We start from the raw sequence: 22396 nt of genomic DNA, 5'->3' as shown, positions 1-22396 counted from the left end.
CCTCCCCCTTCTCGTTCACGCGCCGGGTCCCGTCCGGTCCACCGGCCCGCCCTGGCCGGGCACGCGCCGCGCGGCGCCGAGCAGTTCGGCCGCCGCCTGCTGGTAGCGCAGCACGGCCTGCTCGGCGACGCGCAGGTCGCAGGGCGCGCTCCACAGCATGCGGCGCGCCTTCTCGTACTTCTCGGCCAGCTCGGGATCCTCGGCGTGGCCCAACCGGGCCATCTTGGCCTTGTACGCGTCGAGCCGGCCGCGCAGCTCGGCACGGACCGCGAGCGGCGCGGTGACCGCGGTCAACGACTCGCGGGCCCGCAGCAGTTCGTCCTCGGCCTTCTCCTCCAGGGACTCCAGGAGCGGCGACAGCCGGTGCCACTGGGCGTGCCTGCGGTACTCGGCGGCCGCCGCCAGCTGCTCCTGGAGCACGATCGGCGGTCCGCCGACCACCGGCACCTCGGTCGCGGCGATCTTCGCCAGCACCTCGCCGCGCGCGGTACGGGCCTCGGCGAGGGTGCGGTCCGCGCGCGAGAGCACGTCCCGCAGCCGCACGATCCGCTGCTCGGCGTCCTGGCGCACCGCCAGCACCGCGTCGATCTCGCGGCGCACCTCCTCCAGGGCGCGCGCCTCCCGGTCGTACACCGTGGTGTCGGGACGGCCGCCGCCCGGCGCCGAACTCCCCTGGGCGGGCGTCCAGAAGGCCAGCGGATCGGAGATCACCTGTTCCCGCAGCCGGGTCAGGGTGCGGGTGATCCGCTCCAGGTCGTCGCCGGCCGGGTGCTCGCCGGGGCGCACGCCCACGGAGTGGGCCAGCTTGCGGGTGCGCTGCAGCTCGGCGGCGAGCAGATCGATCCGGGCGGGCAGCGCCGACCACACCGCGTCGGCGGCGACCACCATGTCCAGGGAGGTGGCGTAGAGCTGGTTCATCCGGTCCACCAGTGCCGCCAGCGAGTACCGCTCGCTGAGCCGGCCCGGACCGCCGTTCAGGGTGGGCGCGTTGGCGGTGGCGGCGGCCGAGCCGGCCACCGTGACGGCCTCGCCGCGCAGCAGCTCCGTCAGCTCCGCCAGGTCCTCGCGGCTGGACCAGCGGCGCCGGGCGCGGATCTCGCGGGCGGTGCGCAGCGCGCCGGTGTACGCGTCGAAGTAGGTCCACAGCAGCGTGATCGACGCCTCGGCGGCGCTCCAGCGTTCGGCGGTGACGCCGGTCAGTTCGGCGCCCTCCAGGAGTCTGCGGCCCGCGTGGTCCTGGAGGGCGAGGAGCGAGGTCTCGATCGCCTCGTGCTCCGCGCCGAGCCGCGCCAGCGCACGGTCCACCTCGTCCCGGTCCATCACCGGCCCGGTGGGTCCCGTGTCGCCCATCGATCACCTCTCGCCGTCGCGGACTTGCGTGTGCCGTGCGTGTGCTCTGTCTTCTCCTGCGCCGCCGCCGGTCAGCTGCGGCGCAGGTACTGCGGGGTCGGCGGCAGCGACTTCGCCGCGTCGTCCATGGTCTCCGACAGCCACTCGTCGTACGAGTGCTGCCAGCCGCCGGCCCGGTCCGCGCGCCACTCCTCGAGGACCCGGTTGACCCGGCGTACCAGATCGTCGGCGTCCTTCTTCATCGCCACGCCGTAGTACTCGGTGGTGAAGGCGTCGCCCTTCAGCTCGACCGTCGGGTCCTGCGCGGCCTGGCTCGCGGCGAGCGCGCCGTCGGTGACCACCGCGTCCACCTCGCCGAGCTGGAGCCGCACCAGGCAGTCCAGCTGGTTGGGGACGGTGGTGCGCAGGTCGACGCCCTCGGCGAGCCTGCCGTCCTGCTGGTCCTGCTCCAGCGTGCTCAGCGCCGTCGAACCCGCCGCCGTGCAGATCTCCTTGCCGGCCAGCGTGCTGTTGTACCCGGTGATCTTCGAGGACTTGGGGGCCAGCACCTGCTGGCCGGTCCTGAAGTAGGGGGCGGAGAACGCGACGTCCTGGAGCCGGTCGCAGTTGATGGTCATCGTGCGCACCACCATGTCGACCCGGCCGTCCTGGATCGCGGGGACGCGCTGGTCGGTGGGGATCGCCTTGAACTGCACGGCGTCCTCGTCGCCGAGGATGTCCTTCGCGATCCGGTGCGCCAGGTCGATGTCGAAGCCCTCCAGCTCGGCGTCGCCGCCGCTGTTCGGGTCGCGGTAGCCCCAGCGGTAGCTGTTCTGGTCGACGCCGACGACCAGCTTGCGCTTCTCGCCCTTGCGGGCGCGGATCTCATCGATGGTGGGCCCGTCGTCCCCGGACGGGGCGAGGGTCTGCTTCTCCGGGGCCGTGCACTCCTCGGCGGCCCGCGCCTGGCTGCCGCGGGCCACGCCGTGGCCGTCGTCGTCCGCACCGCCGCCACCGCCCGAGCCGTGCCAGGGCACCATCGGCAGGAGCAGCGCCGCCAGCACCGCGAGGACGCAGGCGAAGGCCATCGCCCCCACGCCGCCCCAGCCCTTCAGACCGGTCCGCAACCGTCCCGCACGCATCCTCACGCCCCCTCTCACGGGTCCTGCCCCGACGGGCTCGCCGGGCTCGACCGACTCAACGGGCTCCACGGTCACCCCTTCCCACCGGCCCGCCGGGCCCGCACCCCGCCTCACCGGTACTCCGACAGCCTGCGGCCGATGCCTATGAGCGCGCCGGCCGCCCCCAGCGCGGCGAGCACGCCCGCGCCCTGGGGCAGGTAGCCCATCGCGTCCAGACCGTCGCCCGCCGCCTGCTCGAACTCCGCCTTCTCGTGCTTCAGGGCGGTGGCGAGCGCCTCGTCGACGCCGTCGAAGCACTCCACCGTGGCGCCTTCACCGCCGATGACCAGGTTCAGCGCCTGCTGGTAGTTGCCGTTCTCGTCCTGCGTACGGGCCGAGGTGTGGCGCTTCTTCCACTCCGCCATGTTGCCGTTCGCCGTGGCGACCGGCTGTTCGCCGGACGTGTCGTCGGCGAGCCGCCCGGCCTCGGCCAGTGCCGTGCCGAGGCTGTCCATGTTCTTGCCGAAGGCCAGGTCGTAGGAGTCGTACGTGGTGTCGCCCACCTTGGTGGTCTCCGCGCCGCGGGAGACCAGGGTCAGGTTTTCGTTGCCCCGCGCCTTGAGGGAGGCGATGCGGGCCTCGTTCAGCGCGTTCAGGGAGCGTACGCCGTGTTCGTAGGAGTCGGTCAGGTTCGACCGGGCGACGCTGTGGCCGACGACCAGCCAGAGCAGCACCACCGCGGAGGCGGCGGTCGCGGCGACCAGGCCGTGGTTCAGGACCCGGTTGGTGCGCCGGTAGTTGCGGTGCTGGGCCCAGGCCAGCGCGGCGAGCAGGACGACGCCGAGGGCGATCGCCGCCCAGGGGTAGGGCTTGGCGTCGCCGTAGTCGGCGCTCAGCCGCTGGTTCTCCTTGGTGTAGAGGTCCTCCGCCGCCGGGAGCATCTCCTTCTGCATCTTCTCGTTGGCGTAGCGCAAATAGGCACCGCCGACCGGGAAGCCCTGCCGGTTGTAGGTGCGGGCGCGCTCGACCAGGCCCTTGTACTCGGGCAGCAGGCGGTTGAGCTTCGCGATGGTCGTCGCCGCCGGTGACTTCGGTTCGGAGTTGGCGGCGGCCGTCACCAGTCCCTCGGCGGCCGTGCGGATCCCGTTGTCGTAGCGGGTGCGGGAGTCCTCCGTCTCCTGGCCGCCGGCCAGGAAGCCGCTGGAGGCCGCGGTGTTGGCCTCGGCCAGGGAGCGGTAGATGTCGGCCGCGGCGGAGCTGAGCGGCTGGCTGCGGGTGAGCACGTCGTCGGCGGCCGTGGCCCGCGCGTTCATCTGCCAGGCGGTGACGGTACCGAAGGCGACGACGAGCAGGGCGAGCACCGCGCCGATGATGCGCAGCCGCCCCGGCTCGGTGACCGCCGCCGCGCGCAGCCGGTCCACGCCCTCGGCGAAGGCGGTACGGCGCGGCGCCGTGTCCGGCGGCGGTGCCGCGCTGCCCTTCGGCGGTTGAGTCACTGCTGACCTCCCCCATGGTCATCCGTCGCCGCAAGTATCGCTGTCCGCACCGACATTCGCACCGGCCTTCACCCGATCTTGATGTGGTCCCGGTGCAACGCACCACCCCTGCCCATGAATACGCCACGGGAACCGGTTCGGTTCCCGTGGCGGCTCGGGCAGCTCAGGCGGTTGCGGGCGATTCAGGCGGCCCGGGCAGGCTCGGGCGGTTCAGGCGGCGAAGTGCGCGCGGGCCCGCTCCCCGGCTCCGGGCCCGGCGCCCAGGTGGTCGAGGCCCAGCAGCACCGCGCCCAGCACGGGCCGGGCCGTCACCACCCGGGGCACGGCCTTGGGGGCGCGGGCCGCCAGCAGTTCCCGTATCCGCCCGTCCAGCTGCGGATGCCGGGCCGCCAGCACGCTGCCGCCGAGCAGGACCGGCGCGGGTTCGGACAGCAGGTCGAGGCGGGTCAGCGCGACCACCGCCATGGCCACCACCTCGTCGGCCTGCCGGTCCACGATCGACCGGGCGAGCGGGTCGCCGCCCGCCGCCGTGGCGAACAGCACGGGGGTCAGCTCGTGCCGCCGTGCGGGCTCGACGTGCCGCAGGTGCAGGGCCTCGATGAGGGCGTACATCGAGCCGAGGCCGAAGTGCGCCGGCAGGGTGCGGGCCAGTTCCGTCGGCTCGCCCCGGCCGTCCTCCGCGCGCGCGGCGTGCCACAGCGCCTCCTCGGCCAGCCCCCAGCCGCCGCCCCAGTCGCCGGAGATGCGGCCGATGGCCGGGAAGCGGGCGGTGCGGCCGTCGGGACGCATGCCGACGCAGTTCACGCCCGCCCCGCAGACGACGGCGACGCCCAACGGCTCGGCGACCCCCGCGCGCAGGATCGCGAACGTGTCGTTGCGGACCTCGACGCTCGGGCCCCACGCCCGCGCGTGCAGCGCGGCCGCCAGCTGCTCCTCCTCCACGGGCAGATCGGCGTTGGCCAGGCACGCCGACACATGGCCGACGGAGGCCACCCCGGCCGCGGCGAAGGCCCGCGCCACCGCGTCCGCCAGGGCGTCCACGGCCCGCTCGACACCGACCGCGGGCGGCCGGAAGGCCCCGCCGCGGGCCGTGCCGAGAACCTCCCCGTCCGCGGCCACCACGGCCACGTCGGTCTTGCTGTTGCCCGCGTCGACGGCGAGGACGCTCGCGCTCAGGCCCACGCCAGGTGCTCCCGGTTGTGCGCGATCAGCCGGTCGGTGAGCTGCTCGGCGTACGCGTACTGGCCGACGAGCGGGTGGGCCAGCAGCGCCCGGAAGACCCGGTCCCGCCCGCCGCGCAGGGCCGCGTCCAGGGCCAGGTCCTCGTACGCGGTCACGTGCGCCATCAGCCCCGCGTACAGCGGGTCCACGTCCGCCACCGGCAGCGGGGAGGCGCCCTTGCCTCCCACGGCCGCCGGGACCTCGATCACCGCGTCGTCGGGGAGGAAGGGCAGCGTGCCCCGGTTGTAGGTGTTCACCACCTGGTACGGGGAACCCGCGCCGCCGAGCAGGGCGGCGGCCAGGTCGACGGCCGCCTCGGAGTAGTAGGCGCCGCCGCGCTTGGCGAGCAGCGCGGGCTTCTCGTCCAGGGCCGGGTCGCCGTACATCTCCAGCAACTGCCGCTCCATCTCCGCCACCTCGGCGGCCCGGGACGGCTTGCTGCGCAGCTCGTCGACGACCTCGTCGTGGGCGTAGTAGTAGCGCAGGTAGTAGGAGGGGACGACGCCCAGGCGGTCCAGGAGCGGCCGGGGCAGGCGCAGGTCGGCGGCGACCGTGTCCCCGTGCTCGGCCAGCAGCCGGGGCAGCACGTCCTCGCCCTCGGGCCCGCCGAGCCGTACGCCGGTCTCCCAGGTGAGGTGGTTGAGGCCGACGTGGTCCAGGTGGACGTCGGTGGGCGCCACCCCGAGCAGCGCGGCGAACTTGCGCTGCAGTCCGATCGCCACGTTGCACAGCCCGACCGCCCGGTGCCCGGCCTGGAGCAGGGCGCGGGTGACGATGCCGACCGGGTTGGTGAAGTCGATGATCCAGGCGTCCGGGTTGGCGCGCCGGACCCGCTCGGCGATGTCCAGCACCACCGGCACCGTGCGCAGCGCCTTGGCGAGGCCGCCCGCGCCGGTCGTCTCCTGGCCGACGCAGCCGCACTCCAGCGGCCAGGTCTCGTCCTGCTGCCTGGCGGCCTGGCCGCCGACCCGCAGCTGGAGCAGGACGGCGTCGGCGCCGTCGACGGCCGCGTCCAGGTCGGAGGTGGTGACCACGCGGCCGGTGTGCCCCTGCCTGGCGAAGATGCGCCGGGCGAGGCCGCCCACCAGCTCCAGCCGGTCCGCCGCCGGGTCGACGAGCACCAGCTCCGCCACCGGGAGTGTGTCCCGCAACCGGGCGAAGCCGTCGATCAGTTCGGGCGTGTAGGTCGAACCGCCGCCGACCACGGTGAGTTTCATGAAGTCATCAACCCTTTACTCCGGTCAGTGTGACGCCCTCGACGAACGCCTTCTGCGCGAAGAAGAACACGAGGATCACGGGGGCCATGACCAGCACGGTGGCGGCCATGGTGAGGTTCCAGTCGGTGTGGTGGGCGCCCTTGAAGGACTCCAGGCCGTAGGAGAGGGTCCAGGCGCCGGGGTTCTCGGAGGCGTAGATCTGGGGGCCGAAGTAGTCGTTCCAGGCGTAGAAGAACTGGAAGAGGGCCACCGCGGCGATCCCCGGCTTCGCCATCGGCAGGACGACCTTGAGCAGGGTGCGCAGCTCCCCGCAGCCGTCGACCTTCGCCGCGTCCAGGTACTCGTCCGGGATGGTCAGCAGGAACTGGCGCAGCAGGAAGATGGAGAACGCGTCGCCGAAGGCCATCGGGATGATCAGCGGCCACAGCGTGCCGGACAGGTCCAGCTGCTTCGCCCAGAACAGGTACATCGGGATGATGATCACCTGCGGGGGCAGCATCATCATCGAGATCACCAGCATCAGGGACAGGTGCCGCCCCCGGAAGCGGAACTTGGCCAGTGCGTACGCCACCGGGATCGACGACGCCACGGTCAGCACGGTGCCGAGCCCCGCGTACAGCAGCGTGTTCTTCCACCAGGTCAGGAAGCCGGGCGTGTCCAGGACCGCGCGGTAGTTGCCCCACTCCCAGGTGTGCGGCCACAGGTCGCGGGTGAGCGCCTGCTGGTCGCTCATCAGCGAGGTGAGCACCACGAAGACGAACGGCAGCGTGAAGAAGAGCGCGGCGGCCACGCCGAGCGAGTGGACGGCGATCCAGTGCAGCAGCACGCGCCGGCGGGCGGTGCGCTCCTCGGTGGGCGGCGGGCCGGCGGCCGCGGCGGGCCGGGCCGGCACCTGGGCCGTCGGTACCTGGGTGGTCATCGGTCACCTGCCTGGATCAGACCGCCCCGGCGGCGCATCAGCAGCGCGGTGAACGCCATGGCCAGCGCGAACAGCACGAGCGCGACCACACAGGCCGAGCCGTAGTCGAAGCGCTGGAAGCCGAGGTTGTAGACGAGCTGGGGGAGGGTGAGGGTCGACTTGTCGGGATAGCCGGGCTCGAAGGACTGTCCGGAGCCGCCGATGATCCCGGAGGCGACCTTCCCGGCGACCAGCGGCTGCGTGTAGTACTGCATGGTCTGGATCACGCCCGTGACCACGGCGAACAGCACGATCGGCGAGATGTTCGGCAGCGTCACGAACCGGAACCGCTGCCAGGCCGACGCCCCGTCCAGCTCGGCCGCCTCGTACTGCTCCTTCGGCACGTCGAGCAGCGCGGCCATGAAGATCACCATCAGGTCGCCCACGCCCCACACCGCGAGCGCGGTCAGCGCGGGCTTGGACCAGGCGGCGTCCGTGAACCAGCCGGGCGCCGGTACGCCCAGGCCCTCCAGGACCGAGTTGACCGGTCCGGTACCGGGGTTGAGCAGGAAGACGAAGGCGAGCGTCGCGGCGACGGGCGGGGCGAGGTAGGGCAGGTAGAAGAGGGTGCGGAAGACCCCCGCGCCCGTCTTGATCTTCGTGATCAGCAGCCCGACCCCGAGCCCGAACACCACCCGGCAGGTCACCATCACCAGGACCAGCCAGAGCGTGTTGCGCAGCGCTGGCCAGAACAGCGGGTAGTCCTGGAAGACGTACGCCCAGTTCTCCAGGCCCCGGAACTCCGGGACGCCGAAGCCGTCGTACTTCATCAGCGAGAAGTACACGGTGGACACCAGGGGATAGGCGAAGAAGACGCCGAACCCGACGAGCCACGGCGACATGAAGGCCGCCGTCCGAAGCGCCGAGGAACGGCGCTTGGCGCGGAGCGTGTTGGCGGACATGGACGTGGTCATGTCCGCTACTTCGCCTGTGCGATGTCGCGGTCGATCTGCGCGGCGGTCTTCTCCAGACCGGCCTTGAGGTCCGTCGCCTTGCCCGACTCGTACTGGTAGCCGAAGTCCTGGAGGGTCAGCTGGTAGGTGGCGCCGTTGACGGAGGCCGGCGGGGAGTTCGACTCGGGGTGCTGGGCGATGTCCAGGAAGGTCTTGAACGCCGGGTCGGTCTTCAGGTCGGGCGACTTGAGGGCCGGGAAGGTGGAGGGCACGTTGCGGATGGCGTTGGCGAAGGCGACGACGGCGTCGGTGTCGGTCGTCATGTACTTCACCAGCTCCCACGCGGCGTTCTGCTTCTTGCTCTGCGGGGCGATGCCCATGACGGTGCCGGACAGGAAGCCCTTGCCGTACTCGTCCGCCTCGTCGTCGGCGACGGGCATCGGCGCGGTGCCGATCTCGAAGTCGACACCCGCGTCCTTCGCCATGCCGAGCCGCCACTCGCCGTCCAGCTGCATGGCGACCTGACCGGTCTGGAAGGGGTGCTTGGCGCCCCACTCGTCGCCGAAGGTGTTGCGGTACTTCTCCAGCTTCTCGAAGCCGCCGAGGTCGTCGACGAGCTTCTTCTGGTACGTGAACATCTCGGCGAACGCCGGGTCCTTGGCGACGTTGGACTTGCCGTCCGCGTCGAAGTAGGCGTGGTCCCACTGGGACATGTAGTGGTCGACGACGGTCTCGTAGCCGTGGTAGTTCGGCATGAAGCCCAGCTGCTGGTACCCGTCGCCCTTGGTCTTCGTCAGCTTCTTCGCCACCTGGGCGAACTCGGACCAGGTCTTGGGCGGGGCCTTGATCCCGGCCGCCTCGAAGGCGTCCTTGTTGTAGTAGAGGCCGTAGGCGTCGCCGAGCAGCGGCAGGGCGCAGCGCGTCCCCTCGAACTGGGTGTAGTCCAGCATCGGCTTCGGGATGAGGGCGTCGAGGTCGAGCTTGGACTTCTCGATGAACGGCTTCAGGTCGAGGAAGGCGCCCGAGGAGCAGAACTTGCCGATGTTGGAGGTGGTGAACGAGGACACCACGTCGGGGCCGTTCGAACCGCCCGCGCGCAGGGCCTGGTTGAGCTTGTCGTCGTTGATGTTGCCGACGACCTTCACCTTGATGTTGGGGTGCGCCTTCTCGAAGCGGTCCACGTTGGCCTGGACGGCCTTCACCTCGGCGGGCGCGCTCCAGCCGTGCCAGAAGGTGATGGTGGTCTCGGCGTTCGGGTCGTCGGAGGCGCCGGATTCGGACTGGCCGGTACAGGCGGTGGCGAGCAGGGCGAGGGAGGCGGAGGCGGCGACCGCGAGGGCCGCTTTCCTGGATATTCCGGGCATGGCGAAGCTCCCAGGGGCAGGGTGGGGACAGGTGGTGGGTGGGGCGGGGTCAAGCCAGTGGGGTGGCGCGGGGGTCGGCGGGCGGCGCGGGGGTCAGCGCGAGGTGTCGAAGACCTCGTCGCGGGTGGTCGCGAGCGCGCTCTCCAGCGCGCCGCGCAGGACGGGGTCCTCGGTCACGTCACCGACGGCGAGCCGGGGCCGGGAGGCGGCCAGTTCCTCCAGCTCGTCCCGCACCAGGTCGCGCAGCACCTCGCCGCCCGCGGTGAGGGAGGTGCCGCTGAGGACCACCAGCTCGGGGTCCAGGACCGAGACGAGGGAGGCGAGACCGGTGGCCAGCCGGGTGGCGTAGGTCCGCAGCAGCCTGCGGTGCGGATCGTCGTCGGCGCCGGTCCGCGCCGCGCGGGCCACCAGGGCGGCGGCGACCTCGGTGTACGCCCCCGAGGGCACGTCGGCGACGCCCAGCTCCCGGGCCAGTCCCGGCAGGGCCTGCGAACCGGCCAGCTCCTGGAAGCCGCCGCTGCCGGTGCGGCTGACCTTGCGGACCAGCGGGGCGCCCGGCACCGGCAGGAACCCGACCTCCCCGGCGCCGCCGGTCCAGCCGCGGTGCAGCCGGCCGCCGAGGACCAGGGCGGCGCCCAGGCCCTCCTGGTTCCACAGCAGGACGAAGTCCTCGTGCCCCCGGGCCGCGCCGAGCCGCTGTTCGGCCACGGCGGCCAGGTTCACGTCGTTCTCGTACTCCACCGGCATCGGCAGGGCGGCGGCGAGTTCGTCCAGGAGGGCGGGGGAGTGCCAGCCGGGCAGGTGGGAGGCGTAGCGCAGCCGGCCGGTGCCCGGGTCGAAGGCGCCCGGGGTGCCGATGACGAGCCGGTGCACGGCGCCGCGGTCCAGCCCCGCCGCCTTCACCGCGCCGTCGAGCGCGTCGGTGACCTGCTGGACGACGGGGGTGGCGGGGCGCCGGCCCGGGGTGGGCAGCTCGTACCGGCCGACCGTGCGCCCGGTGACGTCGGCGACCGCGGCCAGGATGCGGTCCGGGGTGACGTCGAGGCCCGCGGCGTGCGCGGCGGCCGGGTTCACCTCGTAGAGCTGGGCGCCGGGGCCCGGACGCCCCTCGGTGGTGCCGCCCGCCAGGACCAGCCCCGCCGCCTCCAGCCGGGCCAGCAACTGCGAGGCGGTCGGCTTCGACAGACCGGTCAGCTTGCCGATCCGGGTCCGGGACAGCGGCCCGTGCTCCAGCAGGAGGTCGAGTGCGGCCCGGTCGTTCATGGCGCGCAGGACGCGCGGGGTGCCCGGCGTACCGGCGGTTCCTGCCATGCGTGTCCACACCTGCCTCTCGACCGCTCAGCTTTTCAGGGGGCGGTGGGGAAGTCCACCGCGCGGATCACGGGAAACGCCTGCCAGAGGGTCTGTTAGGAAAGTTTCCTGTTGGCTGGAGAACGTAGGCCCGCCCGCAAGGAGCCGTCAAGAGACCGCCCCCGAGGCAACGCAGTCGTTACCTCGGGGGCGGGAAGCGCACGGGCCGGGTGGCTACTTGCTGGTGCTGGGCGGCGGGATCGGGGAGGCCGCCATGGACTGCGGCGACACGGTGCTCGCGTACGCCGACGGCGCGGCGACGCCCGCCGTCGGGTCAGCGGCGGCCGGGGCGCCCTCCAGCGGGACGGTGGCGCCGCCGACGATGGCGATGCCGGCCGCGTCGAAGGCCCGCTTGATGCGCCAGCGCAGTTCGCGCTCGACGGTGAGCGACTTGCCGGGCATGGTCTTCGCGGAGACCCGCACCACCATCGAGTCCAGCAGGACGGAATCCAGCCCGAGGGTCTCGATCGGCCCCCAGAGCATCTCGTTCCAGGGCTCTTCCTTGCTCATCCGCTCGCCGACCGCGGCAAGGGTCTCCTTCACCTTGTCCAGGTCCTCGTCGGAGCGGACGGTGACGTCGACGCCGGCCGTGGACCAGCCCTGGGAGAGGTTGCCGATGCGCTTGACCTCGCCGTTGCGGACGTACCAGATCTCGCCGTCGACGCCGCGCAGCTTGGTCACCCGCAGCCCGACCTCGATCACCTCGCCGGAGGCCACGCCCGCGTCGATGCTGTCGCCGACGCCGTACTGGTCCTCCAGGATCATGAAGACGCCGGACAGGAAGTCGGTGACCAGGTTGCGGGCGCCGAAGCCGATCGCGACACCGGCGACACCGGCGGAGGCCAGCAGCGGGGCCAGGTTGATCTGGAAGGTGCCGAGCACCATCAGGGCGGCGGTGCCGAGGATGAGGAAGCTGGCCACCGAGCGCAGCACGGAGCCGATCGCCTCCGACCGCTGCCGGCGCCGCTCGGCGTTGACCAGCAGGCCGCTCAGCGCGGTGGCGGTCGACGACCCGGTCCTGCGGTTCATCCGCTCTATCAGCTTGGTGATCGCCCGCCGCACCACGGCGCGCAGCACCAGCGCGATCACCACGATCAGCAGCACCCGCAGCCCGATCGCGAGCCACGTCGACCAGTTCTCCTCGACCCAGCCCGCGGCGTTGGTGGCGCTCTCGTGGGCCTCCTTCAGCGAGGGCACGGTCGGCGCCGTCGGCGTCGGCGACGGACCGGCGGCCAGCAGGGGCAGGACGGCGGCGGACAGGGACACGGCGGAAACCTCCAGGTGCGGCGGCCCGTCCTGCGCGGTCCGGTCCGAGGTCCGGTCCAAGGTCACGGAAAGGTCACCGGACGGGCAGATGCACCACACTAACGGGGCACCGGACGCGGTTCGGCCCGAAACGGGCGGGCGAGACGCTGCTCACCCACGCCTGAACTGGTCACGCCCGCGACCGCGGACACCGTGTGGTCGAAAACACTCCCAGCCCGTTACCGGGACATGGTGGCGCTACGACCAGGCATGAGGGGAGACTGAACCAGATCGTCCCGGCGCGAGCCACGCGCCGCCGACGCCCAAGGAGGCACCCGTGCCGCATGTCCTGGTCCTCAACGCGTCGTACGAGCCACTCGGCGTCGTACCGCTCCGCCGCGCGCTCGTCCTCGTCCTGGAGAACAAGGCCGTGTGCCTCGAGGAGTCCGGCGCCTACCTGCACAGCGCGACCGTCACCGTGCCCGCACCCAGCGTGGTCCGGCTCAAGCGGTTCGTACGGGTGCCCTACCGGGGCCCCGTCCCGCTCACGCGCCGTGCCCTGTTCGCCCGCGACGGGGGCCGCTGCATGTACTGCGGCGCCGTCGCCACCAGCGTCGACCACGTCATCCCGCGCAGTCGCGGGGGTCTGCACGCGTGGGACAACGTGGTGGCGTCCTGCCGCCGCTGCAACCACGTCAAGGCCGACCGCCACCTGGTCGAGCTGGGCTGGCGCCTGCGCCACAAACCGGCCCCGCCCACCGGTCTGGCCTGGCGCATCATCGGCACCGGGCACCGGGACCCGCGCTGGCTGCCGTACTTGCAGCCGTACGGCGCGGAGGACGCCATGGCCCGGATCGACGGCATCTCCGCCTGACGTCCGGGCCTCCGCTTGCTCCTGCTCCGGCCCGCGCCGGTCGGCGTCCGAGTCGTACGAGGTGACCTCGACGCACTCCTCCGGATCTGCGGGGGTCCTCGGCCTCGGTGCAGGGAAACCGGGGTGGTCAGGGACGGCGCCAGACAAGGGTGTAGCGCCAGAAGAGACGGCGGCGCACCCGGCGCCGGGCAGAAGCGTGTGGGCCTTCGCGGTGATGTCGGAGAAGGACATGTCGGCCGGCCGGGTCCGGGCGGTCATCGAGGTGGGCGGGGCGGCGGCGGGCCGGCCCCTGTTCTTGAGCCACCCGATGACGGCGTTGGGGAGGACGGCGGCCGCGCCCAGCAGGTGGTCCGTGGCGGTCCGCGGCCGGTAGAGGCCGACGACGACCAGGGTGCCGCCGGGAGCCAGGTGCCGACGGAAGGCGTCGAGGGCATCGGCGAACGGCAGGTGGTGGATCGTGGCGACGCAGGTGATGACGTCGTGGGGCCCGGCGGGAAGGTCGGTCAGGGCGTCGGCGACGGTGAAGGAGGCCGCCGTCGGCGCGGCAGTCAGCGCGCGCGCCCGTGCGGTGATCACCGGATCCGAATCGACGCCGTGGACCGCGTCGGCGCGGGTGGCGAGCAGGCGGGCCAGGTCACCGGCGCCGGAACCGACGTCCAGCGCGCTCCCGAACCGGCGGGGGAGCTGCCGCAGGATCCAGCGGTGGTAGTGGGCGTTGTGGTCCCAGGGGTGAACGGCGTTGAACCGGTCGAGTGCCTGGAGGAGCCGATGCGGCGGTGACGTCATGTGTTCCTTCGACGATCGGCCCCCGGGGCGCAGTTCCCGAGACGGTGAGTGTCCGTGCTGGGCCGGGACCGGTGGTCGGTTTGGGTGGTCTGTGGGTGGGATAGGGGATTTTCTGGCCGGGTCTGTAGGTGTTCGGAAGGGGGTGGGTGTGACCAGGGTCACGTTGTCCGTGTCGGGGCGTCTGTCCTCGCGTGGACTGGGTAGGGGCTGGCGTAACTCGCCACGAGCGTGCTCGGTACGACGCCTTACCCAGAGCCCGATCCAGAGCCCCATCCAGAGCCCGAACCACCGTCCGACCCAGAGCCTGATCCAAAGGAGACCCCCGTGGCTGCACTGGCGCCCCTTCTGCTGCCGGCCCCCTCCAAACCCGTGGCGGAGCCGTCCACCCCCTGGGCGGAGCCCTCCGCCGCCTCCGAGACCCCGCACTACTGCGTCTTCGGCGCCACCGGCAGCTGCGCCGAGACGCCCCTGACCAGCGAACCGCCGCTGCCCGACGCCGAGCCCCTCACCAGCGAGTCGCCGTTCACCGACGCGGTACCGCTGACCAGCGAGTCCTCGCCCGAACTCACGGCCGACGTGCCGGAGCAGGGCGGCCCCTCCTTCGCCGTTCCCGTCCCGGAACCCACGAGGTCGTAGAGGAAGCAGATGCCCGCAGCCCAGCCGGCCGAGCCGCCCACCGAGGACCTTCCCGAGGATCTGACCAGGCTCGCCGCCCTGCACGGCGTCGCCACCTCCTACCGCCCCTCCCCGGACCGCACCGTCCCGGCCTCGGCCACCGCCGTCACCCTCGCGCTGGCCGCGCTCGGCGTGGACACGAGCGGCCCCGGGGCCGTACGGGCCGCGCTCGCCGCCCGCGAGGCCGAGCTGCGCGAACGGCTGCTGCCGCCCACCGTCGTCCGCTGGGACGGCGGCGGCACCCCGGCCGCACTGACCGCCCTGCCCGCCGGCACCCGCCTGCGCGTCGAGACCGAGCAGGGCGAGCGCCGCGACGGAGTCGAAGGGCTGGCGCACGGGGTCCACCGGCTGACCGCCGACGCGCCCGACGGCCGTACCGCCGAGGCGCACCTGATCGTCGCGCCCGCCCGGCTGCCCGCCCCCGCCGCCCGCTGCCACGGCCTCCTCGTCCAGCTCTACTCCCTCCTCTCCCGCCGCTCCTGGGGCATGGGCGACCTCGGCGACCTCGGCGAGCTGGCCGCCTGGGCCGGGCGCGCCCTCGGCGCCGGATTCGTCCAGGTCAACCCGCTGCACGCGGCGGTGCCCGGCGCCCCGACCGACCCGTCCCCGTACCGGCCGTCCTCGCGCCGCTTCCCCGACCCGGTGCACCTGCGGATCGAGGACGTGCCCGAGTTCGCGTACGTCACCGACCCCGAGCGCGCCCGCACACTGCGGGAACGGGCCGGGCGGCTGCGCGAGGGCGTGCTGGAGAAGGGCGCCCTGATCGACCGGGACGCCGTGTGGGAGCTGAAGCGCGAGGCGCTGGAACTGCTCCGCGAGGTCCCCCTCGGCCCCGGCCGCCGCGCCGCCTACTGCGACTACCTCGCCGAACAGGGCACCGCCCTGGAGGACCACGCCACCTGGTGCGCGCTCGCCGAGGTGCACGGCTCCGACTGGCACCGCTGGCCCGCGGGCCTGCGCGACCCCCGCTCGGCCGAGACCGACCGGGCCCGCCGCGAACTGATGGACCGCGTCGACTTCCACTCCCGCCTCACCTGGCTCACCGACACCCAGCTCACCGCCGCCCAGCGCACCGCCCGCGAGGCCGGCATGCCGGTCGGGATCGTCCACGACCTCGCCGTCGGCGTGCACCCGCACGGCGCCGACTCCTGGGCCCAGCAGGAGTACTTCGCCGCCGGCATGTCGGCGGGCGCACCGCCGGACGCCTTCAACTCCCGCGGCCAAGACTGGGGGCTGCCGCCCTGGCGCCCGGACCGCCTCGCCGGGTCCGGGTACGCGCCGTTCCGGGGGCTGCTGCGGGGCCTCTTCCGGTACGCCGGCGCCCTGCGCGTCGACCACGTCATGGGCCTGTTCCGGCTCTGGTGGGTGCCCGAGGGACGGCCGCCCACCGAGGGCACCTACGTCCACTACGACGCCGAGGCCATGCTCGCCGTCCTCGTCCTGGAGGCCCACCGGGCCGGTGCCGTCGTCATCGGCGAGGACCTGGGCACCGTGGAGCCCGGGGTGCGCGAGGCGCTGCGCGAACGCGGGGTGCTGGGCACCTCGGTGCTGTGGTTCGAACGGGACTGGACCGGCGACGGCCGCCCCCTGCCGCCCGAGCGCTGGCGGGCCGACTGCCTGGCCACCGCCACCACCCACGACCTGCCGTCCACCGCCGCCCGCCTCACCGGCGAGCACGTCGAACTGCGCGACCGGCTCGGCCTGCTCACCCGCCCGCTGGAGGAGGAACGGGCCGAGGCCGCCGCGGACACGGCGGAGTGGCTCGACGTACTGGCCCGGCTCGGGCTGCTGCACGGCACCGGCGGCGACACCGGAACGCCCGCCGAGGAGGCGGAGATCCAGGCCGTGCACCGCTTCCTGCTGCGCACCCCCGCCCGGATGGTCGGCATCTGGCTCCCGGACGCCGTCGGCGACCGCCGCCCGCAGAACCTGCCCGGCACCTGGGACCAGTACCCGAACTGGCGGCTGCCCGTCGCCGACGCCGAGGGCCGTCCGGTGACGCTGGAGGACCTGGCCGCCTCGCCCCGGCTGCACGCACTGATCGACGTCGTACGCGACCGGGACGGCTGAACGGGGCGGCCCCGCCGGACGCCCGCGGGCCCCGTACGGGCACCCCGGACGCGCGGTCGCCCGGACCGTTCGCTAACTTTGCACCGTGGACAAGAAGAACGCCCTGCGCGCCGGCGCCCTGGCAGCCGGTACGACGCTGATGATGCTGCTCATGTCGTCCCCCGCGCTCGCGCTGACGCGCGACGACGGCGACGACCCCGGCACCGGCCTGAGCGTCGTCGAGACGCTGGGTCTCTACGTCCTGGCCCCGATCGCCCTGTTCGCAATCATCGCGGGTCTGGTCATGGTCCTGGACCGGTCCCACCCGGACCACCGGGTGTCGACTCCCGGCACGAAGGCCAAGGCCAAGGCGAAGGTCGGCGCCAAGGCCTGACCTCCCCCCCCCCACTTCACCGAGGGCGCCGGCCCCACCGCACGCACGCGGAGGGGACGGCGCCCTTCGGCGCTCGTGCGGGCGGCCCCTACTCCTCCGTGCCGGCGAGGAGGTCCCGCAGCAGGTCGGCCAGCTGACCGGCCCGTTCCGCGTCGAGCGAGGCCAGCGCCTCGGTCTGGACGGCGAGGCCCGCGCCGACCGCCTCGTCGATCAGCTCAAGACCCCGTTCGGTGAGCGTGACCTGCAGTCCCCGGCGGTCGTGCGGGTCGGGCGAGCGGCGCAGCAGTCCCGCCCGCTCCAGCTTGTCCAGCCGGCCGGTCATGCCGCCGGTGGTGAGCATCAGCGTCGCCGAGAGCTGCCGCGGGGAGAGCGTGTACGGCTCGCCGGAGCGGCGCAGGGTGGCCAGCGCGTCGAACTCCCCGCGCGAGATGCCGAAGCGCGCGTACGCCTGCTCCATCCGGTCGCCCATCGCACGCGCCAGCCGGAAGATCCGGCCGAAGACCTCCATGCCGGCCGTGTCCAGGTCGGGCCGCACCGCCGCCCACTGGTCGATGATCACGTCGACGGGGTCCTTGCGCGGTCCGGGCTGCGAGGGGCGTTCAGTCATGCGACGAGTATCTTCCGTCGGCCTCCTCTCGACCCCGCAAGGCCCGACCCTTCACTCCTCCCTTCACCTCTCCCTTCCCTTCTCCCTTCACTTCTCTCTTTCGGTTGTCCCTTCAGTTCTGCTTCAAGGAATGGTCGAAAAGATTCGATGGACCTGACGGATCCGGCCCTGCGACGGTAAGTGGACCCCGCCAGACCGCCGACCGGAAAAGGACCTTCGTGGCCACAGCCGCCCACCGCAGCACCGCCCAGGGAAAGTCCGCTCACCAGGCCACCGCTCCGGCGCGGTCGACGGCGCCGGTCGCCCTCGGGCTCGGGCTCGCCGTCCTCGCCACCCTCGTCTGGTCCGGCAGCTTCGTCACCTCGCGCGCCCTCGGCGACAGCGTCCCGCCCGTCCAGCACGCGTTCTGGCGCTGGGTGGTGGCCCTCGCCGTCGTCGCCCCCTTCGGCGCCCGGCGGGCCTGGCGGCAGCGCGCCCTGATCCGGCGCCACCTCGGCTTCGTGGTCCTCGCCTCCCTGCTCGGCGTGACCGTCTACAACACCCTCGTCAACCAGGCCGGCGTCACCACCCCCGCCGCCAACATGGGCATGATCATGGCGGCGTCCCCGGTGCTCATGGCCCTCTACGAACGCGCGGGCGGGGTGCGGCTCGGCGCCCGCCGGATCGCCGGGCTGGCCGTCGCCTGCGCGGGCGTCCTGCTGCTCGTCGGAGGGGACGGGGCGGCCTTCTCGGCCGGTGACCTGTGGATGATCGCCGCCGCCTGCTGCTTCGGCTCGTACAGCGCGCTGCTGCGCCGCAGGCCCGCGGGGCTGGACGGGGTGGCGTTCCTGTTCACCACGTTCCTGTTCGGCACGGTCCTGCTGCTGCCCGCCCAGGCCGTCAGCCTCGCCGTCCAGGGCGGCTTCCACCCGGCACCGGGCACCGTCTGGCCGCTGCTGTACGTCGGCGTCGCCTCGTCCGCCGTCGCCTTCTTCGCCTGGAACAAGGCGATCTCCCTGATCGGACCGACCCGCGCCGGGGTCGTCTACTACCTCCAGCCGGTGTGCGTCGCCCTGCTGTCCTGGGCCCTGCTCGCCGAGCCGACCGGCTGGGCGCAGGCGGGCTGCATGGCGCTGATCCTCGGTGGTGTCGTCCTGGGCGCGGGGGCCCGCCGGTAGGTCGCGGGGTCCGCCGGTAGGTTGCCGCCATGGCCGACTGGGACATCCGCAAGCTGCACATCCTGCGGACGCTGCGCGAGAGGGGCACGGTGACCGCGACGGCCGAGGCGCTGCACATGACGCCGTCCGCCGTCTCCCAGCAGCTGACGAACCTCTCCAAGCAACTCGGGGTGGAACTGCTCCGGGCCCACGGCCGGAGGGTCCGGCTGACGGACGCGGCGCGCCTGGTGCTGCGGCACGCCGAGGCCGTGTTCGAGCAACTGGAGCGCGCCGACGCCGAGTTGGCGGCACATGTCCGGGGAGAGGCGGGCGAGGTCCGGGTCGGCGCCTTCTCCACCGCCGTACCCGCCCTCGTCGTTCCGGCCGTCACCGCGCTGCGCGGCACGCACCCGGCGATCGCGGTGCGGGTGCGGGAAGCCGAGGCGCAGGAGGCGTACGAGCTGCTGGCCACCGGGGAGGTGGACCTCGCGCTGTCGCTGGCCGCGCAGGCGCCGAGCGTCGTCGACCCGCGCTTCACCCGCGTCCCGCTGCTCGCCGACCCGCTGGACGTCGCCCTCCCCGGCGACCACCCGCTGGCCCGCGCGGAGCGGCTGCGGCTGGCCGACCTCGCCGCCGAGCCGTGGATCTTCGGCGCCAGCGGGCCCTGGTCCGACATCACGCGCGGCGCCTGCGAGGCCGCCGGGTTCCGGCCACACCAGGGGCACGCGGCGGCCGGCTGGCCGGCCATCCTCGCCATGGTCGAGGCGGGCATGGGCGTCGCCCTGGTCCCGCGCATGGCGGCCGTCCCCCGGGACGGGGTGGTGATGCGCGAACTCCGCGAGGACCGCCCCGTCCGGCACGTGGTCGCGGCCGTGCGCAAGGGCGCGGAGCAGGGCGCCGCCGTCGCGACCGTACTCACGGCCCTGCACACGGCGGCGGACGCGCGCCCCTGAACACCGGACGCCGCACCGGCACGGGCAAGGGGCGCCCGGTGCGACACCGGACGCCCCGCCTGCTCGGCGACCGCCTACTCGGCCGCCGCCGCGTCCGCCGCCTGCGCCTTCAGTGCGCGCTCGATGCCGGAGCGGGACTCCGAGACCAGTCGGCGCAGGGCCGCGTTCGGCTCGGCGGAGGCCAGCCACGCGTCCGTGCGGTCCAGGGTCTCCTGGGACACCTGCACCGCCGGGTACAGGCCGACCGCGATCTGCTGGGCCATCTCGTGGGACCGGGACTCCCAGACGCCCTTCAGCGCCTCGAAGTACCGCTCCGCGTACGCCGCCAGCAGCTCGCGCTGGTCGGTCTGGACGAAACCGGCGATGACCGCCTCCTGGACGGCGTTCGGCAGCTTGTCGGACTCCACTACCGACTCCCAGGCCTCCGCCTTGGCCGCCTCGGTCGGGCGGGCGGCCCGCGCGGTGGCCGCGTGGCGCTCACCGGCGGCGGTCTTGTCCCGCTCGTACTCGGCGGCGATCTCCGAACTGCCGAACCGGCCCACGGCCGCCAGCCGCTGCACGAACGCCCAGCGCAGCTCGGTGTCGACGGCCAGGCCCTCGATCGTCTGCGTGCCGTCGAGCAGCGCGTCGAGCAGGTCCAGCTGCTCCGGCGTCCTGGCCGTCGCCGCGAACGCCCGCGCCCACGCCAGCTGGTGGTCGCTGCCCGCCTCGGCGGCGCGCAGGTGGGCCAGCGTGGCCTCGGTCCAGCGGGTGAGCAGCGCCTCGCGGGCGGTCGGGGCGGCGTACTGGTCGATGGCCAGCTTCACCTGGCGCTGCAGCGACTGCACCACGCCGATGTCGGACTCCTTGCCGATGCCGGACAGCACCAGCGACAGGTAGTCGCGGGTGGCCAGCTCCGCGTCCCGGGTCATGTCCCAGGCCGACGCCCAGCACAGGGCGCGCGGCAGCGACTCGGTGAAGTCGCCGAGGTGCTCGGTGACCACGGCGAGCGACTGCTCGTCCAGGCGGACCTTGGCGTACGACAGGTCGTCGTCGTTGAGCAGGAGCACCGCCGGGCGGGCCTTGCCGACCAGCTGCGGTACGTCCGTCAGCTCGCCGTCGACGTCCAGCTCGACGCGGTCGCCGCGCACCAGCCTGCCGTCGCCGTCGAGGTCGTAGGCGCCGATCGCGATGCGGTGCGGGCGCAGGGTCGGCTCGCCCTTCGCCCCGGCGGGCAGCGCGGGGGCCTCCTGGCGGATGGCGAAGGAGGTGATGACACCCTCGGCGTCCGTCTCGATCTCCGGGCGCAGCACGTTGATGCCGGCCGTCTCCAGCCACGCCTTCGACCAGGTCTTGAGGTCGCGCCCCGAGGTCTCCTCCAGCGCGCCCAGCAGGTCGGACAGGCGGGTGTTGCCGAACGCGTGCCGCTTGAAGTACGCCTGCACGCCCCGGAAGAACGCGTCCTCACCGACGTACGCGACGAGCTGCTTGAGCACGCTGGCGCCCTTGGCGTACGTGATGCCGTCGAAGTTGACCAGCACGTCGTCCAGGTCGTTGATGTCCGCCATGATCGGGTGGGTGGACGGCAGCTGGTCCTGCCGGTACGCCCAGGTCTTCATCTGGTTGGCGAACGTCGTCCAGGAGTGCGGCCACTTCGAGCCGGGCGCGGCGGCCTGGCAGGCGGCCTCGGAGTAGGTGGCGAACGACTCGTTCAGCCACAGGTCGTTCCACCACTCCATGGTGACCAGGTCGCCGAACCACATGTGCGCCAGCTCGTGCAGGATCGTGGCCGCCCGGCCCTCGTACGCGGCGTCCGTCACCTTGGAACGGAACACGTACTGGTCCCGGATGGTCACCGCGCCCGCGTTCTCCATCGCGCCCGCGTTGAACTCCGGCACGAAGAGCTGGTCGTACTTCTTGAACGGGTAGGCGTAGTCGAACTTCTCCTGGAACCAGTCGAAGCCCTGCCGGGTGACCTCGAAGATGGCGTCCGCGTCCAGGTGCTCGGCGAGCGAGGGACGGCAGTAGATGCCGAGCGGCACGGACTGGCCGTCCTTCTCGTACACGCTGTGCACCGAGTGGTACGGGCCGACGATCAGCGCCGTGATGTACGACGAGATGCGCGGGGTCGGCTCGAACTCCCAGACGTTGTCCTTCGGTTCGGGGGTCGGGGAGTTGGAGACGACCGTCCAGCCCTCGGGGGCCTTCACGGTGAACCGGAACGTCGCCTTCAGGTCCGGCTGCTCGAAGCTCGCGAAGACCCGGCGCGCGTCCGGCACCTCGAACTGGGTGTACAGGTACGCCTGGTCGTCCACCGGGTCGACGAAGCGGTGCAGGCCCTCGCCGGTGTTGGTGTACGCGCAGTCCGCGACCACGCGCAGCACGTTGCGGCCCGGCAGCAGCCCCGGCAGGGCGATGCGGGAGTCCTGGAACACCTCGGCGGGGTCGAGGGCGTCGCCGTTCAGCGTCACCTCGTGGACCGTCGGCGCGACCAGGTCGATGAAGGACTCGCCGCCGCCCTCGGCGACGTCGAAGCGCACCGTGGTCACGGACCGGTAGGTGCCGCCCTCCTGCGCGCCGGTGAGGTCGAGATCGATCTCGTACGAGTCAACGGTCAGCAGCGTCGCCCGCTGCCGCGCCTCTTCGCGAGTCAGGTTTGTGCCAGGCACGCGGTCATCTCCTCGTTATGTGTGGGTTGCGCCATCCTTCCACGTGGCCGGGACGGAACGCGATGTCCATTTCCCGCCGG

18 protein-coding genes and 1 pseudogene are annotated in these 22396 nt (G+C 72.9%); 6 read left to right on the top strand and 13 right to left on the bottom strand.

The window, feature by feature from the left end; translation table 11 throughout:
- Positions 1 to 15: 15 nt before the first annotated feature.
- The 10 genes from K7854_RS20495 to K7854_RS20450 all read right to left on the bottom strand — a co-directional run bounded on the left by K7854_RS20495 (position 16) and on the right by K7854_RS20450 (position 12215).
- Positions 16 to 1350, bottom strand: coding sequence for a coiled-coil domain-containing protein (locus K7854_RS20495; RefSeq protein WP_226027997.1), 1335 nt, complete (start codon positions 1348 to 1350; stop codon positions 16 to 18).
- A 71-nt stretch (positions 1351 to 1421) separates the two neighbouring features.
- Positions 1422 to 2471, bottom strand: a complete 1050-nt coding sequence (locus K7854_RS20490; protein ID WP_226027996.1) for a glutamate ABC transporter substrate-binding protein — start codon at positions 2469 to 2471, stop codon at positions 1422 to 1424.
- 110 nt (positions 2472 to 2581) lie between these two features.
- Positions 2582 to 3946, bottom strand: a complete 1365-nt coding sequence (locus tag K7854_RS20485) for a GlnX family signal transduction membrane protein (protein WP_226027995.1) — start codon at positions 3944 to 3946, stop codon at positions 2582 to 2584.
- 210 nt (positions 3947 to 4156) lie between these two features.
- The gene (locus K7854_RS20480; protein WP_226027994.1) at positions 4157 to 5128 is read right to left on the bottom strand and encodes an N-acetylglucosamine kinase; all 972 of its coding nucleotides are present in this window, start codon (positions 5126 to 5128) and stop codon (positions 4157 to 4159) included.
- Positions 5119 to 6384, bottom strand: a complete 1266-nt coding sequence (locus K7854_RS20475) for a 6-phospho-beta-glucosidase (RefSeq protein ID WP_226027993.1) — start codon at positions 6382 to 6384, stop codon at positions 5119 to 5121. The genes K7854_RS20480 and K7854_RS20475 overlap by 10 nt, the downstream gene beginning before the upstream one ends.
- Before the next feature lie 7 nt (positions 6385 to 6391).
- The gene (locus tag K7854_RS20470) at positions 6392 to 7303 is read right to left on the bottom strand and encodes a carbohydrate ABC transporter permease (protein ID WP_109032890.1); all 912 of its coding nucleotides are present in this window, start codon (positions 7301 to 7303) and stop codon (positions 6392 to 6394) included.
- Entirely contained in the window at positions 7300 to 8244 is a 945-nt protein-coding gene (locus K7854_RS20465) for a carbohydrate ABC transporter permease (RefSeq protein WP_226028023.1), read from the bottom strand. Before K7854_RS20465 ends, K7854_RS20470 begins: the two co-directional genes overlap by 4 nt.
- A gap of 17 nt (positions 8245 to 8261) precedes the next feature.
- A complete protein-coding gene (locus K7854_RS20460; protein ID WP_226027992.1) occupies positions 8262 to 9599 on the bottom strand; it encodes an ABC transporter substrate-binding protein in 1338 nt (445 codons plus the stop codon).
- Positions 9600 to 9692: 93 nt separating this feature from the next.
- Positions 9693 to 10910, bottom strand: coding sequence for an ROK family transcriptional regulator (locus K7854_RS20455; RefSeq protein WP_226027991.1), 1218 nt, complete (start codon positions 10908 to 10910; stop codon positions 9693 to 9695).
- 213 nt (positions 10911 to 11123) lie between these two features.
- Complete coding sequence (locus K7854_RS20450; RefSeq protein ID WP_486389172.1) at positions 11124 to 12215, bottom strand: mechanosensitive ion channel family protein; 1092 nt, start codon at positions 12213 to 12215, stop codon at positions 11124 to 11126.
- A gap of 316 nt (positions 12216 to 12531) precedes the next feature.
- On the opposite strand from K7854_RS20450, the gene K7854_RS20445 reads away from it, so the two are divergent.
- Positions 12532 to 13068 carry an HNH endonuclease gene (locus K7854_RS20445; RefSeq protein ID WP_061444733.1) on the top strand — a complete coding sequence of 179 codons (537 nt, stop codon included), beginning with the start codon at positions 12532 to 12534 and terminating at the stop codon, positions 13066 to 13068.
- A gap of 127 nt (positions 13069 to 13195) precedes the next feature.
- Here K7854_RS20445 and K7854_RS20440 read toward each other — a convergent pair.
- Positions 13196 to 13854 (bottom strand): annotated as a pseudogene (locus K7854_RS20440) (class I SAM-dependent methyltransferase).
- A gap of 324 nt (positions 13855 to 14178) precedes the next feature.
- On the opposite strand from K7854_RS20440, the gene K7854_RS20435 reads away from it, so the two are divergent.
- From K7854_RS20435 to K7854_RS20425, 3 genes are all read left to right on the top strand, one after another.
- Positions 14179 to 14490: a hypothetical protein gene (locus K7854_RS20435; RefSeq protein ID WP_226027990.1), complete on the top strand. Its 312-nt coding sequence runs from the start codon at positions 14179 to 14181 to the stop codon at positions 14488 to 14490.
- Between the two features lie 9 nt (positions 14491 to 14499).
- Complete coding sequence (malQ, locus tag K7854_RS20430; protein WP_226027989.1) at positions 14500 to 16599, top strand: 4-alpha-glucanotransferase; 2100 nt, start codon at positions 14500 to 14502, stop codon at positions 16597 to 16599.
- Between the two features lie 85 nt (positions 16600 to 16684).
- Entirely contained in the window at positions 16685 to 16972 is a 288-nt protein-coding gene (locus tag K7854_RS20425) for a hypothetical protein (RefSeq protein WP_226027988.1), read from the top strand.
- 88 nt (positions 16973 to 17060) lie between these two features.
- Here K7854_RS20425 and K7854_RS20420 read toward each other — a convergent pair whose 3' ends face one another.
- On the bottom strand, positions 17061 to 17579 hold the full coding sequence (locus K7854_RS20420) for a MarR family winged helix-turn-helix transcriptional regulator (protein ID WP_226027987.1): 519 nt from the start codon (positions 17577 to 17579) through the stop codon (positions 17061 to 17063).
- Between the two features lie 218 nt (positions 17580 to 17797).
- Here K7854_RS20420 and K7854_RS20415 point away from each other — a divergent pair, with 218 nt between their 5' ends.
- Both K7854_RS20415 and K7854_RS20410 read left to right on the top strand, forming a co-directional pair.
- Positions 17798 to 18736 (top strand): DMT family transporter, encoded by a 939-nt coding sequence (locus K7854_RS20415; RefSeq protein WP_226027986.1) that lies wholly within the window; start codon positions 17798 to 17800, stop codon positions 18734 to 18736.
- 29 nt (positions 18737 to 18765) lie between these two features.
- Positions 18766 to 19668 (top strand): LysR family transcriptional regulator, encoded by a 903-nt coding sequence (locus K7854_RS20410; RefSeq protein WP_226027985.1) that lies wholly within the window; start codon positions 18766 to 18768, stop codon positions 19666 to 19668.
- A 74-nt stretch (positions 19669 to 19742) separates the two neighbouring features.
- Here K7854_RS20410 and pepN read toward each other — a convergent pair whose 3' ends face one another.
- Positions 19743 to 22316, bottom strand: a complete 2574-nt coding sequence (pepN, locus tag K7854_RS20405; RefSeq protein WP_226027984.1) for an aminopeptidase N — start codon at positions 22314 to 22316, stop codon at positions 19743 to 19745.
- Positions 22317 to 22396 lie beyond the last annotated feature (80 nt).

Origin of the sequence: Streptomyces hyderabadensis, from assembly GCF_020404845.1 — a bacterium.
Taxonomy (GTDB): domain Bacteria; phylum Actinomycetota; class Actinomycetes; order Streptomycetales; family Streptomycetaceae; genus Streptomyces; species Streptomyces hyderabadensis.
This window is presented reverse-complemented; position numbering and strand designations above follow the sequence as displayed.